Source organism: Streptomyces sp. NPDC028711, assembly GCF_055565415.1.
Genome location: NZ_JBVHUJ010000008.1, coordinates 172145 through 188583, shown reverse-complemented (window position 1 = coordinate 188583; position 16439 = coordinate 172145). Strand labels below are relative to the sequence as shown.

At 72.0% G+C, this 16439-nt stretch carries 13 protein-coding genes; 10 read left to right on the top strand and 3 right to left on the bottom strand.

Going from position 1 to position 16439, the window contains the following annotated elements; translation table 11 throughout:
* The first annotated feature begins 63 nt into the window (after positions 1-63).
* The gene (locus ACZ4VK_RS24645; protein WP_468355763.1) at positions 64-1359 is read left to right on the top strand and encodes an acyltransferase family protein; all 1296 of its coding nucleotides are present in this window, start codon (positions 64-66) and stop codon (positions 1357-1359) included.
* Here ACZ4VK_RS24645 and ACZ4VK_RS24640 read toward each other — a convergent pair.
* Positions 1337-1948, bottom strand: coding sequence for a Uma2 family endonuclease (locus tag ACZ4VK_RS24640; RefSeq protein ID WP_468356360.1), 612 nt, complete (start codon positions 1946-1948; stop codon positions 1337-1339). The genes ACZ4VK_RS24645 and ACZ4VK_RS24640 overlap by 23 nt on opposite strands.
* Positions 1949-2086: 138 nt before the next feature.
* Here ACZ4VK_RS24640 and ACZ4VK_RS24635 point away from each other — a divergent pair, with 138 nt between their 5' ends.
* The 8 genes from ACZ4VK_RS24635 (at position 2087) to ACZ4VK_RS24600 (ending at position 13014) form a co-directional block, all read left to right on the top strand.
* On the top strand, positions 2087-3892 hold the full coding sequence (locus ACZ4VK_RS24635; protein WP_468355760.1) for an ABC-F family ATP-binding cassette domain-containing protein: 1806 nt from the start codon (positions 2087-2089) through the stop codon (positions 3890-3892).
* A 112-nt stretch (positions 3893-4004) separates the two neighbouring features.
* Positions 4005-5852 (top strand): outer membrane protein assembly factor BamB family protein, encoded by a 1848-nt coding sequence (locus ACZ4VK_RS24630; protein WP_468355757.1) that lies wholly within the window; start codon positions 4005-4007, stop codon positions 5850-5852.
* 13 nt (positions 5853-5865) lie between these two features.
* A complete protein-coding gene (locus tag ACZ4VK_RS24625) occupies positions 5866-7740 on the top strand; it encodes an outer membrane protein assembly factor BamB family protein (protein ID WP_468355754.1) in 1875 nt (624 codons plus the stop codon).
* A gap of 227 nt (positions 7741-7967) precedes the next feature.
* Positions 7968-8651, top strand: coding sequence for a response regulator transcription factor (locus ACZ4VK_RS24620; protein ID WP_468356357.1), 684 nt, complete (start codon positions 7968-7970; stop codon positions 8649-8651).
* Positions 8652-8773: 122 nt separating this feature from the next.
* Positions 8774-9817: a galactose-1-phosphate uridylyltransferase gene (gene galT, locus ACZ4VK_RS24615; RefSeq protein WP_468355750.1), complete on the top strand. Its 1044-nt coding sequence runs from the start codon at positions 8774-8776 to the stop codon at positions 9815-9817.
* Positions 9814-10854 (top strand): UDP-glucose 4-epimerase GalE, encoded by a 1041-nt coding sequence (gene galE / locus ACZ4VK_RS24610; RefSeq protein ID WP_468355747.1) that lies wholly within the window; start codon positions 9814-9816, stop codon positions 10852-10854. Before galT ends, galE begins: the two co-directional genes overlap by 4 nt.
* Complete coding sequence (galK, locus tag ACZ4VK_RS24605) at positions 10851-11990, top strand: galactokinase (protein ID WP_468355744.1); 1140 nt, start codon at positions 10851-10853, stop codon at positions 11988-11990. The genes galE and galK overlap by 4 nt, the downstream gene beginning before the upstream one ends.
* Before the next feature lie 244 nt (positions 11991-12234).
* Positions 12235-13014 (top strand): LuxR C-terminal-related transcriptional regulator, encoded by a 780-nt coding sequence (locus tag ACZ4VK_RS24600; protein WP_468355741.1) that lies wholly within the window; start codon positions 12235-12237, stop codon positions 13012-13014.
* Here the strand turns inward: ACZ4VK_RS24600 and ACZ4VK_RS24595 are convergent.
* Entirely contained in the window at positions 12973-13470 is a 498-nt protein-coding gene (locus ACZ4VK_RS24595; RefSeq protein WP_389682236.1) for a MarR family winged helix-turn-helix transcriptional regulator, read from the bottom strand. The genes ACZ4VK_RS24600 and ACZ4VK_RS24595 overlap by 42 nt on opposite strands.
* A 163-nt stretch (positions 13471-13633) precedes the next feature.
* Between ACZ4VK_RS24595 and ACZ4VK_RS24590 the strand changes: the two genes are divergently transcribed.
* Positions 13634-14467 (top strand): trans-aconitate 2-methyltransferase, encoded by an 834-nt coding sequence (locus ACZ4VK_RS24590; protein ID WP_468355738.1) that lies wholly within the window; start codon positions 13634-13636, stop codon positions 14465-14467.
* Positions 14468-14531: 64 nt separating this feature from the next.
* Here the strand turns inward: ACZ4VK_RS24590 and ACZ4VK_RS24585 are convergent, their stop codons facing one another.
* Positions 14532-16229, bottom strand: coding sequence for an FG-GAP-like repeat-containing protein (locus ACZ4VK_RS24585; protein ID WP_468355735.1), 1698 nt, complete (start codon positions 16227-16229; stop codon positions 14532-14534).
* Between the last annotated feature and the right edge of the window lie 210 nt (positions 16230-16439).

Sequence of the window (16439 nt, the reverse complement as noted above, 5' to 3'; positions counted from 1 at the left end):
ACTCAGGCCGCGATGAGTATCACCGCCCTGTCGCCCGCAAGGGCCCCGCGGGACCGTACCCCCATGGCAAACCGTCTCCGCGCCCGCGACCTCGCCGCCGCCACCCCCGCCTCCCGGGACCGGTACGTCGATCTGCTCCGGGTCGTCTCGCTCGCCGTCGTGGTGCTCGGGCACTGGCTGATGGCGGCCGTCACCGCCGACGGGCAGGTCGGCAACCTCCTCGCCGTCGTGCCGGAACTCCAGCTCGTCACCTGGGTGTTCCAGGTGATGCCGGTGTTCTTCTTCGTCGGCGGCTTCTCGCACGCCCTCGCCCACCGCTCCCGGCCCCGGTACGCGGCCTTCCTGCGGGCCCGTCTCCAGCGGCTGCTGCGGCCGACGATGGTCTTCGTGGGGGTGTGGGGCGCCGCCGCGCTCCTGCTCCAGATGTCGGGCGCGGACGGAGGGCTCACCGGGGTCGCGCTGCGGCTCGTCACCCAGCCGCTCTGGTTCATCGGGATCTACCTGGCGATGGTCGCCTTCACCCCGCCGCTGCTGCGGCTGCATGAGCGGTGGGGCTGGGGCGCGTTCGCGGTGCTCGCGGGAGGCGCGGTCGCCGTCGACGTCCTCCGGTTCGCGGCGCACGCCCCCTTCGTCGAGTTCCTGAACTTCGCGTTCGTGTGGCTGGCGGTCCACCAGCTCGGCTTCCTGCGCGCCGACGGCATGATCCGCCGCCCGGCCCTGCTCGCCGGGGCCGGCCTCGTCGGCGCGACCGCGCTCGTGGCTCTCGGCCCGTATCCGCTCTCCATGGTGGGGATGCCCGGCGAGAAGGTCTCCAACATGGCCCCGCCGACCCTCGCCCTCCTCTGCCACGGCCTGTGGCTGGTCGGCGCGGTCGAGCTGCTGAAGGGCCCGGGGACGCGGTTCGTCGCCCGCGCCGGGGTGTGGCGGACGGTGGTGGCCGCCAACGGGATCGCGATGACGGCGTTCCTGTGGCACCTGACGGCGATGCTCGGGGTGTACGGCGCGATGCTCGGCTTCGGCGCGGGGCTCCCCGCCCCCGCCTCGGGCGCCTGGTGGGCGCAGGTGCCGGTCCGGTTCCTGGCGGCGGGTGTCCTGACCGCCGTACTCGTCGCCGCGTTCCGCCGCTTCGAGGCCCCGGCACCCACCCGCCGGGACGGCGGTTCGGCACCTCTCGCGGCCCTCGGCATCACCCTGGCGCTCCTCGGGATCCTCGGCCTCTCGGCGACCGGCCTCGGCGGCCTCCTGGAGGGCCACACCGCGACCCTGATCGCCTTCGAGGTCACCGCCCCGGCGGCGGTGGCGATGGCCCTCGTGGGCTGGCTGCTCGTCGAGCGCCCTACATCTCGTCGATCGCGGTGAGGTCGATGTCGATGTCGAACGGAACGGTGAGCTTGAGCCGGTCGCGGTGGACACCCGTGCAGGTGTACGTCTTGGTGACCGGGTCGCGCTCGTAGACCCGTACGACCGCGTGGTCGTCCTCGCCCTCCATCTCCACGAGCCAGAAGTGCTCGATGCCGGCGGCGGCGTACTTGTGCGGCTTGGTGTCGTGGTCCCGCGACTCCGAGTCGGGCGAGACGACTTCGACGGCCAGCAGGACGTCGGCGACCGGGTACGAGGTCTGGGTCCGGCTGTGCACGGCACTCGTGCGGACGACCAGGACATCCGGTTCCGGGCAGTTGCGGCGATCGATCACCACGGCCATCTCGCTGTCGACCCTCAGGTCGGGCGGCGCACTTGCCCGGAGCCCCATACGGAGCAGAAAGATCATCGCGCTGTGGAATCGGCGCTGCGGACTCACGAAAACCAGGCTCCCGTCGATCATCTCTGTGTGCGGCGGGAGGTCGGGCAGGGTGTGCAGGTCGTCCACCGTCCAGCCGTCCTGCGGGGGCTGCGGCCATTGCTTTGCTCCGCCCTCGGCCTGGGGCCTGGTCGTCGGCTCGGCGGTCATGGTTCCTCCCATGGGCGGGATTCTTCGGCCTGCCAGTCCACGGTAACGGCAGAAAGTCGATCACGTCATCACAAAGAGTGACCAGGTCGCCCACCGTCTACTCTTGGACGTCGATCGTCCCCCCGTACAGGAGTCAACGTGGCCGTCAACCTCGTCAACGTCGAGGCCGTCAGCAAGGTGTACGGCACCCGTGCCCTCCTCGACGGCGTCTCGCTCGGTGTGTCCGAGGGGGACCGGATCGGGGTCGTGGGCCGCAACGGCGACGGCAAGACCACCCTCATCCGGATGCTCGCCAAGCTGGAGGAGGCCGACACCGGCCGCGTCACGCACAGTGGCGGGCTGCGCCTCGGGGTGCTCACCCAGCACGACTCGCTCGACCCGAAGGCCACCGTCCGGCACGAGGTCATCGGCGTCATGGCCGATCACGAGTGGGCCGGCAGCGCCAAGATCCGTGACGTGCTCACCGGCCTCTTCGGCGGGCTCGACCTGCCCGGCTTCGAGCACGGTCTCGACACGATCATCGGCCCGCTCTCCGGCGGCGAGCGGCGGCGCATCGCGCTCGCGAAGCTCCTCATCGACGACCAGGACCTGATCGTCCTCGACGAGCCCACCAACCACCTCGACGTCGAGGGCATCGCCTGGCTCGCCCAGCACCTCCAGAACCGCCGCTCGGCCCTCGTCTGCGTCACCCACGACCGCTGGTTCCTCGACCAGGTCTGCACCCGCATGTGGGACGTGCAGCGCGGTGACGTGCACGAGTACGAGGGCGGTTACTCCGACTACGTCTTCGCGCGGGCCGAGCGCGAGCGCATCGCCGCCACCGAGGAGTCCAAGCGGCAGAACCTGATGCGCAAGGAGCTGGCCTGGCTGCGGCGCGGCGCCCCCGCCCGTACGTCCAAGCCGCGCTACCGCATCGAGGCGGCCAACGAGCTGATCGCCGACGTGCCGCCGCCGCGCGACACGTCCGAGCTGATGAAGTTCGCCAACGCCCGCCTCGGCAAGACGGTCTTCGAGCTCGAGGACGTGACCGTCACCGCCGGTCCCAAGACCCTTCTCCAGCACCTCACCTGGCAGCTCGGCCCCGGCGACCGCATCGGCCTCGTCGGCGTCAACGGCGCGGGCAAGACCTCACTCCTGCGCGCACTCGCGGACGCGGCCGTCAGCCAGGGCGAGATCCAGCCCGCGGCCGGCCGGATCAACGTCGGCAAGACCGTCCGGCTCGCCTACCTCTCCCAGGACGTCACCGAACTCCCCGCCGCCCTGCGGGTCCTCGAGGCCGTCCAGCAGATCCGCGACCGGGTCGACCTCGGCAAGGGCCGCGAGATGACGGCCGGTCAGCTCTGCGAGCAGTTCGGCTTCACCAAGGAGAAGCAGTGGACGCCGGTCGGCGACCTCTCCGGCGGTGAGCGCCGCCGCCTCCAGCTGCTTCGCCTGCTCATGGACGAGCCGAACGTCCTCTTCCTCGACGAGCCCACCAACGACCTCGACATCGAGACCCTCACCCAGCTGGAGGACCTCCTCGACGGCTGGCCGGGCTCCATGGTCGTCATCTCCCACGACCGGTTCTTCATCGAGCGGACGACGGACAAGACGCTCGCGCTGCTCGGCGACAGGACCCTGCGGATGCTGCCGCGCGGCATCGACGAGTACCTGGAGCGGCGCCGGAGGATGATCGAGGCGTCCGTCCCGACGCCCGCCGCCGCGCCCGCGCCGCAGAAGGCGGGCGTCTCCGCCGCTGACTCCCGCGCCGCCAAGAAGGAGCTGCAGAAGGTCGAGCGGCAGCTCGACAAGGTCTCCGAGAAGGAGGCCAGGCTGCACGCGCAGATCGCCGACAACGCCACCGACTTCGAGAAGGTCGCCAAGCTCGACGCGGAGCTCCGGGAACTCGCCGGAGAGCGCGAGGAACTGGAGATGCGCTGGCTCGAACTGGCCGAGGACGCATAACGAGGGCATCACAGGCCGGTCCTCCCTTGGGTACAAGGGACGGACCGGTCGCTTTTGCGCCACGGCGTGAGTGGTAGAAAGAAAACCCGTTCACGTCAAGGGGGAACCGCTGATGACCCAGCCGCCCAGCAACCAGCCGCCGGGGGGCTTCGGAGTCCCCCAGGACCCGAACCAGGGCCCGTACGGCCAGCCCCAGGGCCAGCCGCAAGGCCAGCCCCAGGGCACGCCGCCCGTACCGCCCGTCCCGCCCCAGGCACCGCAGACCCCGCCGCACACCCCGCCGGCCGCGCCCGGACCGTACGGGCAGCAGCCGCAGCCCGGTTACGGCTACCCGCAGCAGGCCCCCGGCCCGTACGGCCAGCAGCCTCCGCAGCAGCCGTACGGCTACCCGCAGCAGGGCCAGCCCGGCTATCCGCAGCAGCCCGGCCCGTACGGCCAGCAGCAGAACCCCTACGGCGGGTACCCCGCCCAGCCGGGGTACCCGGGCGCCCCCACCCCGCCCCCGTCCGGCGGCGGCCCCCTCAAGGGCCGTACCGGGATCGTCGCGGCCGTGGCCGCCGCTGCCGTCCTGGTGGCCGCCGTCACCACGTGGGCCGTCGTCGGCGGTGACGACGAGAAGGACCCCGTCGCGGGTCCGACCGCCACCGCCCCCTCCTCCACCGGCGCGCCCGAGCCCACCGAGTCCGTCGACAAGGGCGACGGCTCGGGCGACGGCTCCAACGGCGAGGAGGACCTCAACGCCGGCCGCAAGGACGGCGAGGCCAAGATCGGCTGGCTGCTCAAGAACAACGTCGACCTGCCCCGCAACGGCGCCGACGTCTACGGCCCCTGGATCGTCGGCGACACGGTCGTCAAGGCCATGTACAAGAGCATCGCCGGTTTCAGCCTCAGCGACGGCTCCTCGAAGTGGCAGGTCGACGTGCCGTTCGAGCTGTGCGCGGCGCCCGCCAACCCGTCGGCGAACGGCGTCATGGTCTTCGGCTACGCCGAGAGCGCCAAGGACGGCGCCAAGTGCAACCAGCTGCAGATGGTCGACCTGAAGACCGGCAAGGCGGGCTGGAAGAAGGCCGTGCCCAAGCCGAAGGGCCTCTTCGCCTTCTCGGACAACACCCTGTCCATCAGCGGCAACACGGTGACAGTCGCGGGCACCAGCAGCGCCTACGGCTTCTCGCTCGCCGACGGCAGGCAGCTGTTCACCGGCCCCACCACCGGCTGCAAGCCCTTCGCCTACGCGGGCGGCAGCAAGCTGATCGCCGCCATGGACTGCCCCTCGGGCAGCACGGGCAAGAAGCTCCAGGCGGTCGGCGAGGTCAACCCGGCCACCGGCAAGCCCAAGTACACCTTCAAGCTGGATACCGACTGGGAGGTCGACAAGGTCTACTCGGTCGACCCGCTGGTCGTCTCCGCCACCCAGCGCGAGCAGAAGAAGTGGACCGTCTTCGCGCTCGACGCCAACGGCAAGCTGCGCTCGCAGATCCAGGGCGGCAAGGACAAGTTCGCCCCGTCGTGCGGCGGCGGCTTCGTCATCTTCGGCAAGAACCTCGAAGGCTGCACCGGTGTCGCGGCCGACGCGAACACCTTCTACATGGCCACGGAGTCCTCGTACGGCACGTCCAACGAGGTCATCGCCTTCGACCTGAAGACCGGCAAGGCCAAGTGGCGCTCCAAGGCGCCCGAGAAGCAGTCCATGATCCCGCTGCGCATGGAGAGCGGCCAGGTCCTGGTCTACGTCGACCCGACGTACGACACGGGCGGCGCCGTCGCGACCATCGCCCCGACCGGCGGCGCGCCGAAGATCCTGCTCCAGCACCCGGCGTCCACGGCCCAGGTCGAGAGCAGCTTCTACAGCGCGGGCTACGCCTACGGCGGCGGCACCTTCGTGGTGGCGAGCGGGCGCGTGTCCGCCACCAACGACGAGGCCGAGAAGCAGGTCAAGACGATGATGGCCTTCACCAAGTGAGGTACACGGACCGATGACGCAGCCACCCCCGCCCCCGCCGAACCAGCCCCCCGACCCCCAGGGCGGCTTCGGCGCGCCGACGCCCCCGCCGCAGCAGCCCGAACCGGGTTACGGCTACGCCAAGGAGCAGCCGGGCTACGGCTATCCGCAGCAGCCGGAACAGGGCTACGGCTATCCGCAGCAGCCCGACCAGGGCTACGGACAGCCGCAGCAGCCGCCGGCGGCCCCGCAGCAGCCGCCCGCGCCCCCGCAGCAGCCGTACGGCTACCCGACGGCGCCCCAGCAGCCGCAGCAGTCCTACGGCGGCGGCTACCAGCAGCCGGTCCAGCCCCCGTACGGCTATCCGACCCAGCCGCAGCAGTCCTACGACGGCCACCAGCAGCCCGCCCCGGCCCCCGCGGCCGGCGGCGGCGGGAAGCTGTCGGCGCAGCTGCAGATCATCATCGCGGCGGCCGTCGCCGTCGCCCTCATCGTCGGTTTCGGCATCTGGTACGCCGGTTCCGACAGCGGCGAGGACCCGGGCCACGAGGCCAAGGGCACGGCCGGCACCTCGCAGGGCGCTGACGGCGGGTCCGGCGCCTCGAACGGTCTGGGGGGCGACGGCAAGGAGAAGGCCCCGGCGGTCACCCAGTCGAAGCAGACCTTCCGCATCGAACTGCCCAAGGTGCCCGACAGCACGGACGTCTCCGGCTCCTGGCTCACCGACAAGGCGTTCGTGAAGACGGGCGTGAACTCCGTCGTCGGCTACGACCTCGCCAAGGGCACGGTCCTGTGGACCCTGCCGCTCACGGGCCAGGTCTGCGGCGCCTCGCGCCACATGACCGCGGACCACAAGGTGCCGATCCTCTTCGAGGCCAAGAAGCGCGTCGCGCCGCGCTACTACCAGCAGTGCACCGAGGTCGGCCTCGTCGACCTGAACACCGGCAAGCTGCTCTGGTCCACCTCGGTCACCGGGGGCAACGCCGGCGACCAGAAGGCCCGGTTCAGCGAGGTCACGCTCAGCGGGAAGACCGTCGCGGCCGGCGGCACCGACGGAGGCGCGGCCTTCGACATCGCCAGCGGCAACCCGCGCTGGAAGCCGCAGGCCGACGCGCAGAGCTGCTACGACCTCGGGTACGGCGGCGGCGAGGGACTCGTCGCGGTCCGCAAGTGCGGTCAGTACGACAGCCAGTACGTGCTGATCCAGAACCTCGACCCGATGACGGGCGCCCCGGTCTCGCAGTTCAGGATGCCGACCGGCGTGAAGTACGCGTCGGTGGTCTCCGCCAAGCCGCTGGTCGTCGCGGCCGACGTCGGCGACAGCGCCGGTGACGGCAGCGGCATCTCGGACTTCTTCTCCATCGACGAGAAGACCGGGAAGCTGAAGGCGAAGATCACGGCGGACGCCGACCAGTACGGGGCGCGCTGCCGCTCGACCAAGGTCGAGTCCTGCACGCAGGTGCTCGTCGGGAACGGCCGTCTCTACGTGCCGACCGAGGAGCACGAGGGCTCCACCGGCGAGTACGGCGACGAGACGAACGAGATCATCGCCTTCGACCTGGCGACCGGCAGGACGGTGCCCGAGAAGGCCGACGCGGGCGACACGTACACGCTGGTCCCGCTGCGCATGGACGGCGGCGACCTGATCGCGTACAAGGTGCCCCCGTACGACAAGGGCGGCCGGATCGTGTCCATCAACGGGGGCACGATGAAGGAGACCCTCCTGATGGAGAACCCGTCGGAGAAGTCGGTCCGGGAGACGGAGCGGAGCTTCGGCGTGACCGGCAGCGAGTACCTCTACGGCGGCGGCCGCTTCTTCGTGTCGCGCACGTACGTGAGCAAGACCCGCGACGGCGGCACCACGGCCGGCCGGGAGCACCTCGCCGTCTCGTACGGCACCGGAGGCTGACGGCCGCCGGCAGAGACGGGAAGGGCCCCTCCGGCGATGCCGGAGGGGCCCTTTCCGTCGGTCCCGGCCGCCCCGGAGGAGTCCCGCGCCGCCACCGTGTCACCGGGAAGGGTGAGGTGACGTCCCGTCGGCCCGGGACACGGTTGGCGCGTCACGGTGCGGGGGAGCGTGTACCTTGCCGGGTCAGGCGTGCCGGGGGACGGCGCGGAGGATGGGGGATGACCGGGATGGGCGTACGCCTCGTGGTGGTGGACGACCACCGCCTGCTCGCGGAGGCGCTCGCCTCGGCGCTGAAGCTGCGCGGGCACCGGGTGCTCGCGGCGGCCGCGCCGGTGGCGGGCGCGGCGGAGCTCGTGGTGAGCCGGGCGCCGGAGGTCTGTCTGCTCGGCACGGCCGCGCCGGCCGAGCCGGGGGTCTTCGACCCGGTCGTACGGATCAAGCGGGAGCGGCCACAGGTGGCGGTGGTGGTCCTCGGTCCGGTGCCCTCGCCGCGCGGGATCGCGGCGGCGTTCGCGGCCGGGGCCTCGGGCTACGTCCGGCACGACGAGCGCATCGAGGGCGTCGAGCGTGCCCTGGTGAAGGCGAGGGCGGGGGAGTCGGCGGTGGCTCCGCAGCTGCTCAGGGCGGCCTTCGCGGAGCTTCTGCACCCCTCGGCGCAGCCCGACGACGAGGGGCAGCGGCTGCTGCGGCTCCTGACGCGGCGGGAGGTGGAGGTCCTCGTCCGGGTGGCGGAGGGGGAGGACACCCGGCTGATCGCGGCGGGGATGGGGATCGCGCCGAGCACGGCGCGGACGCATGTGCAGCGGGTCCTGATGAAGCTGGGCGTCGGGTCCCGTCTCGAGGCGGCGGCTCTGGCCGCCCGTACGGGGCTGCTCGACCGTGCCGTGCCGGGGCCGCGGGGGCCCTGCTGACCCGAGGTGTTCGAGGTCCGGTCCTGCCGGGTGCGCGGGACCGGTGCTCCGCCGTTGACGGCGATGTTGGAATGTGATTCCTTGTGCGTGGTTCTGTTTGATCCCGCCCGGAGGGCACCGCCGTGAAGAAGACCGTCACCACACTCGCCGACGGGCGCGAGCTGATCTACTACGACGCCCAGGACGACACCGTCCGAGCCGCCGTCGACCCCCGCCCCCTCACCCAGGTCGTCTCCCGCTCCGAGATCCGGCACGACGCCCTCACCGGCGACCCCGTCGCCATCGCCTCGCACCGGCAGGCCCGCACCTACCACCCGCCGGCCGACGCCTGCCCGCTCTGCCCCGCCCGCGACGGACGGGAGAGCGAGATCCCCGAGGAGAGCTACGAGGTGGCGGTCTTCGAGAACCGCTTCCCCTCCCTCTCCGGCGGCGTCGGCCGCTGCGAGGTCGTCTGCTTCACCGACGACCACACCGCGTCCTTCGCCGACCTCTCCGAGGAGCGCGTCGCCCTCGTCCTCGACGCCTGGACCGACCGCACCGCCGCCCTCTCCACCCTCCCCGGCGTCGAGCAGGTCTACTGCTTCGAGAACCGGGGCGCCGAGATCGGCGTCACCCTCCCGCACGCCCACGGCCAGATCTACGCCTTCCCGTACGTCGCCCCCCGCACGGCCGCCATGCGCCGCCGCGTCGACGAGCACCGGGCCGAGACCGGCCGGAACCTCTTCGACGACGTCGTCGCGCGCGAGCGCGCCGACGGCGAGCGGGTGGTCCTGGAGACCGAGCACTGGATCGCCTTCGTCCCGTACGCCGCCCACTGGCCGTACGAGGTCCACCTCCACCCCAAGCGCCGGGTGCCCGACCTGCTCGCCCTCGACGGCGCGGCGCGCACCGAGTGCGCACAGGTCTACCTGGAACTCTTGAGGCGCTTCGACCGGATCTTCGGCCCGGACGAGCCGCCGACGCCCTACATCGCCGCCTGGCACCAGGCGCCGTTCACGGACGCGCGGCGGGAGGACTTCGGGCTGCACCTGGAGCTCTTCACCGTCCGACGGGCCTCCGGCAAGCTGAAGTACCTCGCGGGCACCGAGTCCGGCATGGGCGCGTTCATGAACGACGTACGGCCGGAGGACGCGGCCCGTCGACTCCGAGAGGTGGCAAGCGCATGACACAGAGGTATCTGGTGACCGGCGGGGCCGGATACGTGGGCAGCGTCGTCGCCGCCCACCTCCTGGGACGGGGCCACCGGGTCACCGTCCTCGACGACCTCTCCACCGGCTTCGCCGAAGCCGTCCCCGAGGGCGCCGCGTTCATCGAGGGCCGGATCCAGGACGCCGCGCGGTGGCTGGACGGCTCCTACGAGGGCGTCCTGCACTTCGCCGCCTTCTCCCAGGTCGGCGAGTCCGTCGCCAGGCCCGAGAAGTACTGGGAGAACAACGTCGGCGGCACCATGGCCCTGCTCGCCGCGATGCGCGCCGCCGGGGTCCGCAAGCTCGTCTTCTCCTCCACCGCCGCCACCTACGGCGAACCGGAGACCGTGCCGATCACCGAGTCCGCGCCGACCGCCCCCACCAGCCCCTACGGGGCGAGCAAGCTGGCCGTCGACCACATGATCGGCGGCGAGTGCGCCGCCCACGGCCTGGCCGCCGTCTCCCTGCGCTACTTCAACGTGGCCGGGGCCCACGGCACCCTCGGCGAGCGCCACGAGCCCGAGTCGCACCTGATCCCGCTCGTCCTCCAGGTCGCCCAGGGCCGGCGCGAGGCGATCTCCGTGTACGGCGACGACTACCCGACCCCCGACGGCACCTGCGTCCGCGACTACATCCACGTCGCCGACCTCGCCGAGGCCCACCTCCTGGCGCTCGACGCCATGACAGCGGACACCGTGCCGGCCGGCGAGCACCTGATCTGCAACCTCGGCAACGGCAACGGCTTCTCCGTCCGCGAGGTCGTCGAGACCGTACGGAAGGTCACCGGCCATCCGGTCCCGGAGATCACCGCCCCGCGGCGCGCCGGAGACCCCGCGGTCCTCGTCGCCTCCGCCGAGGCCGCCCGCGAACGGCTCGGCTGGACGCCGTCGCGCCCCGACCTGGCGGACGTCGTCGCCGACGCCTGGGCCTTCGCACGTCGTGAAGGCGTCGCAGGTCGTGAGGACTTCGCAGGTCGTGAGGCCTTCGCCCGTCGTGAAGAGGAGAACGGTTCGTGAGCGTCGCCGCCCACTTCGAGGCGCTGTACGGCGCCGCGCCCGACGGTGTCTGGGCCGCCCCCGGACGGGTCAACCTGATCGGCGAGTACACCGACTTCAACGACGGCTTCGTGCTGCCGCTCGCGCTGCCGCACACCACCGTCGCCGCCGTCTCCCGCCGTGACGACAACGTGCTGCGCCTGCACTCCGCCGACATCGACGGCGGCATCGTCCAGCTGGAGACCGACGCCCTCGAACCGCTCTCCGGCGGCGGCTGGGCGGCCTACCCGGCCGGTGTCGTCTGGGCCCTGCGGGAGGCCGGACACCCCGTCACCGGCGCGGACATCCACCTCACCTCGACGGTGCCGACGGGGGCCGGGCTCTCCTCGTCGGCGGCCCTCGAGGTCGTCACGGCCCTCGCCCTGAACGACCTGTTCGCGCTCGGGCTCTCCCGGCCCGAACTCGCCAGGCTCGCCCAGCGCGCCGAGAACGCCTTCGTCGGCGTCCCCTGCGGCGTCATGGACCAGATGGCCTCCGCCTGCGCCGAGGAGGGCCACGCCCTCCATCTGGACACCCGGGACCTCTCGTACCGTCAGGTCCCCTTCGACCTGGCTCGCGAGGGGCTGCGGCTGCTCGTCGTCGACACCCGCGTGAAGCACGCGCTCGGGGACGGCGCGTACGCGGTACGGCGCGCCGGTTGTGAAGCCGGCGCGCGGGCGCTCGGAGTGCGGGCCCTGCGTGACGTCAGCGCCGCGCATCTCCCCGCATCCCTCGCACGACTGAGCGACGAGACGATTCTGCGGTACGTCCGGCACGTCGTCACCGACAACGCGCGCGTGGAGCGGACCCTCGAACTCCTCGACGCGGGGGACACCCGGGCGGTCGGCCCCGTCCTCACCGAGGGCCACGCCTCGCTCCGGGACGACCTGGGCGTCTCCTGCCCCGAACTGGACCTGGTCGTCGAGGCGGCGAACGCCGCGGGGGCCCTCGGAGCCCGCATGACGGGCGGCGGTTTCGGCGGCTCGGCCCTCGTCCTCGTCGACACCGACCGGGCCGAAGCGGTCGCCGCCGCCGTCGGGAAGGCCTTCGCCGACGCCGGATACGCGGCCCCCGGCGTCTTCACCGCCGTGCCCTCGGCGGGCGCCCGCCGCCTCTGAGAACCGGCCCCCAGGGCCGCACGACTTCGGACAGTTCCGCGAATCGGCCCCCACCGTGACGCCCCGCCCCTACTGTGTGGGGCAGCGCCGGTGGGGGCCGGTGCTGTTTCAGGGTGCGAGACCCGGTCGGGTACGGCGCCGGCAGCGGGGTAACTCTCATCGCACGGCGGCGGCCGCGCGAGCGACGGACCCGCCCCCGGCGCCGTGCCCGCGTCGGTCCGTTCCTCGACACTTGGGGGTGTCCGTGGCACGTATCCGTGTCCTGGTGGTGGACGACCACCGCGTCTTCGCCGAATCGCTGGCCGCCGCGCTCGCCGCGGAGCCCGACGTCGACGTCGCCGCCGCGGGAAGCGGCCCGGCCGCCCTGCGCTGCCTGGAGCGCGGTGCGGCGGAGGGGCGCAGGTTCGACGTGCTGCTCGTCGACGCCGAGCTGGGCGCGTCACCCCCGGGAGCGGCCGTGGCCCGGGCCGTGCCGGACGACGCCGAGGGCGCCGTCGACGGGATCTCGCTGGTGGGCGGGGTGCGCCGGATCCACCCCGCCGTACGGATGGTGGTCCTCGCGGAGAAGGACGACCCGCGGCGGGCGGCGCTCGCCCTCCAGTCGGGGGCCTCGGGCTGGGTGGCGAAGGACTGCTCGCTCCAGCGGCTCCTCGCGGTGGTCCGCGGGGTGCTGCGGGACGAGACGCATCTGCCGCCGGCGCTGCTCACGGGCGTCCTGCGGGAGCTGACGGCGGCCCGCAAGCACCGGACGGACAGCGAGCGGCTCGTGGAGTCGCTGACCCCGCGCGAGCGGGAGGTGCTGTGCTGCATGGTCGCGGGCCTGGGCCGCAAGGCGGTCGCCGAGCGCCTCTTCCTCTCCCCGCACACCGTCCGTACGCACATGCAGAACGTGCTGGGGAAGCTGGGCGTGCACTCGACCCTCGCGGCGGTGGCTCTTGCCCGCCGCGCGGGCGTCGGCCCCGCGCAGCTGGACGAGGTCCCGCTAGCCGGGGATGTTGTCGAACGGGGCGGTCAGCCGGCGTAGCAGTCCGGCCAGTTCGCCGCGCTGGGCGCGGGATAGCTGGGACAGGATGGCCCGCTCCTGTGCGAGGAGCCCGGCGAGCGCCTCGTCGGCGCGGTCGCGGCCCTCGGGCGTGAGCCGGACGAGGACACCGCGCCGGTCGCTGGGGTCGGGGAGCCGCTCGACGAGGCCCTTCTTGGTGAGCCGGTCGATGCGGTTGGTCATGGTGCCGGAGGTGACCAGGGTCTGCGTCAGGAGCTGCCCGGGGGAGAGCTGGTAGGGCGCGCCGGCCCGGCGCAGCGAGGTGAGGACGTCGAACTCCCAGGGCTCCAGCTGGTGCTCGGAGAAGGCGAGCCGACGGGCGCGGTCGAGGTGCCGGGCGAGCCGGGAGACGCGGCTGAGCACCTCGAGCGGTTCCACGTCGAGGTCGGGGCGCTCTCGGCGCCATGCTGCGACCAGTCGGTCGACCTCGTCCTCCATGACGATCAGTGTAGAGGGTCTGTTGACATAAAGTCTCTTGGGTTCAAGTTTATCGATATCAAGTATCTTGCCCTCAAGATATATTCCGCTGGACTATGGGGAAGGGACCCGGCCGGAACTCCGTTCCGTTTCGGCCATTCGTTCCAGCAAGGGGGCTTCGAACATGCATTCCGTGGACACCGCCGCACCGACATGGGACCCGCAGCAGTACCTCCGCCACTCCACCCACCGCACCCGTCCCTTCCTCGACCTGCTCGCCCGAATACCGCGCCTCCCCGCCCATGACCGGCCCGCCAGGATCGCCGACCTCGGCTGCGGCCCCGGGAACGTGACGGCCCTCCTCGCCGACCGCTGGCCCGACGCCCACATCACCGGATTCGACCTCTCGCCCGACATGCTGGAGCGGGCGGAGAAGGACTGGTCCGGCACCACCCGGGGCGGCGGATGGCTGGACTTCCGCCCCGCCGACGCCGCCCACTGGACCCCCACCGAGCCCTACGACCTGATCGTCTCCAACGCGGCCCTCCAGTGGGTGCCCAACCACCCCGAGTCCTTCGCCGGCTGGATCGACGGACTCCACCCCGGCGGCACCCTCGCCTTCCAGGTCCCCGGCAACTTCACCTCGCCCAGCCACGCCCTGCTCGGCGAACTCTGCGAGACCCCCGAATGGCGCGGCCGCGTCGGCGACCAGGGCCGCCGCTTCGTCCACATCCTCGGCGCCGCCGACTACCTCACCCGCCTCACCGACCTCGGCTGCGAGACGGACGTCTGGGAGACCACGTACTGCCAACTGCTCCAGGGCGAGGACCCGGTCCTCGACTGGGTCAAGGGCACCGCCCTGCGCCCCGTCCTCACCGCCCTCGGCGACGACCAGGAGGCGATCGACGCCTTCCTCGCCCAGTACCGCGCCCTCCTCCGGGAGGCCTATCCACCGGGCCGTCACGGCACGGTCTTCCCGTTCCGCCGGATCTTCGCGGTGGCCCGCACACGCGCGTGAACGCGCGGACGCCCCGCACCGGAGGATCCGATGCGGGGCGCCCGCCTCACGTCCGACCGAGGGGTCAGGACATGGTGTTGTAGATCTGGTAGCCAGGGCCGACCCTGAGCGCCGCCGAGAACTTCGACGGGCTCGTGCCCAGGTAGCGGTACAGGTCGCCGTTGGACGCCACGCCGAGCAGGTCGGCCTTGCCGTCGGCGTTCAGGTCGCCGGGGGCCACCAGCTGCTTGTACGTGTTCCAGCCGCCGCCGATCCTCACGCGCGGCTTGAACGGCGTCGCCGTGACACCCGTGCCCGCGTGCAGGTACAGATCGCCGGTCGTGGTGCGGCCCAGGATGTCCGTGCGGCCGTCGCCGGTGTAGTCACCCGCGCCGATGATCTTGTTGTACCCGCCCCAGCCGGTGCCGACCTTGGTCCGGGCGGAGAGGGCGGTGCCCGCGCCGTTGCCGCGGTAGAGGTACAGGACGCCGGAGCGGTCCCGGGCCAGCAGGTCGCCCTTGCCGTCGCCGGACAGGTCGCCGGGGCCGACGAGGGTGTTGTAGACGCCCCAGCCGCTGCCGATCTCGTTGCCCTCGATGTACAGGTCGCCGGAGAGCACCAGAGCGATGTCGGACAGGGCGTCGGAGTTCATCGACGACAGGTGGACGGGGATCAGGCCGCCCAGGCCGCCCGGGCCCTCGATCTCGACGCGGGGGTCCAGCTTGCCGGTGGTGCTGTTGGAGTACCAGTACAGCGCCCCGCCGGAGGTCGTCGCGTAGACGCCCTCCTTGCCGGTGTACGGGTAGCTGCCCGAGCCGGCGAACTGCGCGATGCCCGCCCAGTCGCCCACGGCGCCGGCCTGCTGGCGCACGGCCAGGGTGCCGTCACCGTTGCCGGGGTGGAAGAACAGGGTGCCGTTGTTGTCCCGGCCGACCAGGTCGCCATCGCCCGCGGGCATGATCTGGTTGTAGTTGTAGGTGTTCCAGCCGCCGCCGATGGACTTGCGGATGCCGAACGGCTTGGCATTGTCGCCCGTGCCGGCGTAGAACCACATCGTGCCGGCGGTGTCGCGGGCGTACAGGTCGGCCCTGCCGTCGCCGTTGCCGTCGCCGAGGCCCACGAGCTGGTCGTAGATGTGCCAGCCGCCGCCGACGGCGATGCGGGTGCCGAGCGGCTTGGTCAGGTCGCCGGTGGCCAGGTACAGGTACAGCTGGCCGTTCTGGTCACGGGCGACCACGTCGGCCCGCCCGTCGGCGTTCACGTCGCCGGGCGAGGTGAGCTTGTTGTAGATCTGCCAGCCGCCGCCCACCACCGAGCGGGACGTGGTGCCGGTCGGAGCGGCGTCGCGGTACAGCGTGAGCGTGCCGTTCTCGGAGAGGACGAGCACCTCGGGCGCGATCGTGGCGCCGCCCTGGTTACCGATCGGGATGATGTCCTTCGCGACGTCGTCGCGACCGAGGTCGAAGTAGTCGACGGTGTCACTGGAGGTGCTCGAGTAGAGCTCCCCCATGGTGTCGCGGACGATGACGTCCTCGAAACCGTCGCCGTCCAGGTCGGACAGGAGCGGCGAGGTGGCCTCGGCCGCGGTGGCGTCGGCGCGGGCGGCTCCCTGCCGCGGGAGGTCGAGCTTCGGGACGGTGAAGGAGGGCGCTTCCTTCTCGATCTTCGGAAGGGGCGCCGGCGAGTCGGCGGACGCCGTGCCCGAGAGCAGCATGCCCGTGGCGAGGGCGAGCGCGGTGCAGGCGGCGACGCGGCGAGCACGCTTGGAGTGCGTGAAGAGCAAGAGATCCCCCCAGGGACCAGAGATTCGGCAGGACCGAACAGGGGGTTCGCACAGCATCGAACGGCGTCAGCGCAGGCCATCGGGCATGCGGAGACGACCTCGTTCGAAGGTCGGGAACACCCCCCCGGATGTTGAACGCGATTCTACTCACGCGCGCGCCGTACGCCAGCGATCTTTTCGTGAACGTGAGACGCCCCGCACCGGACGAAC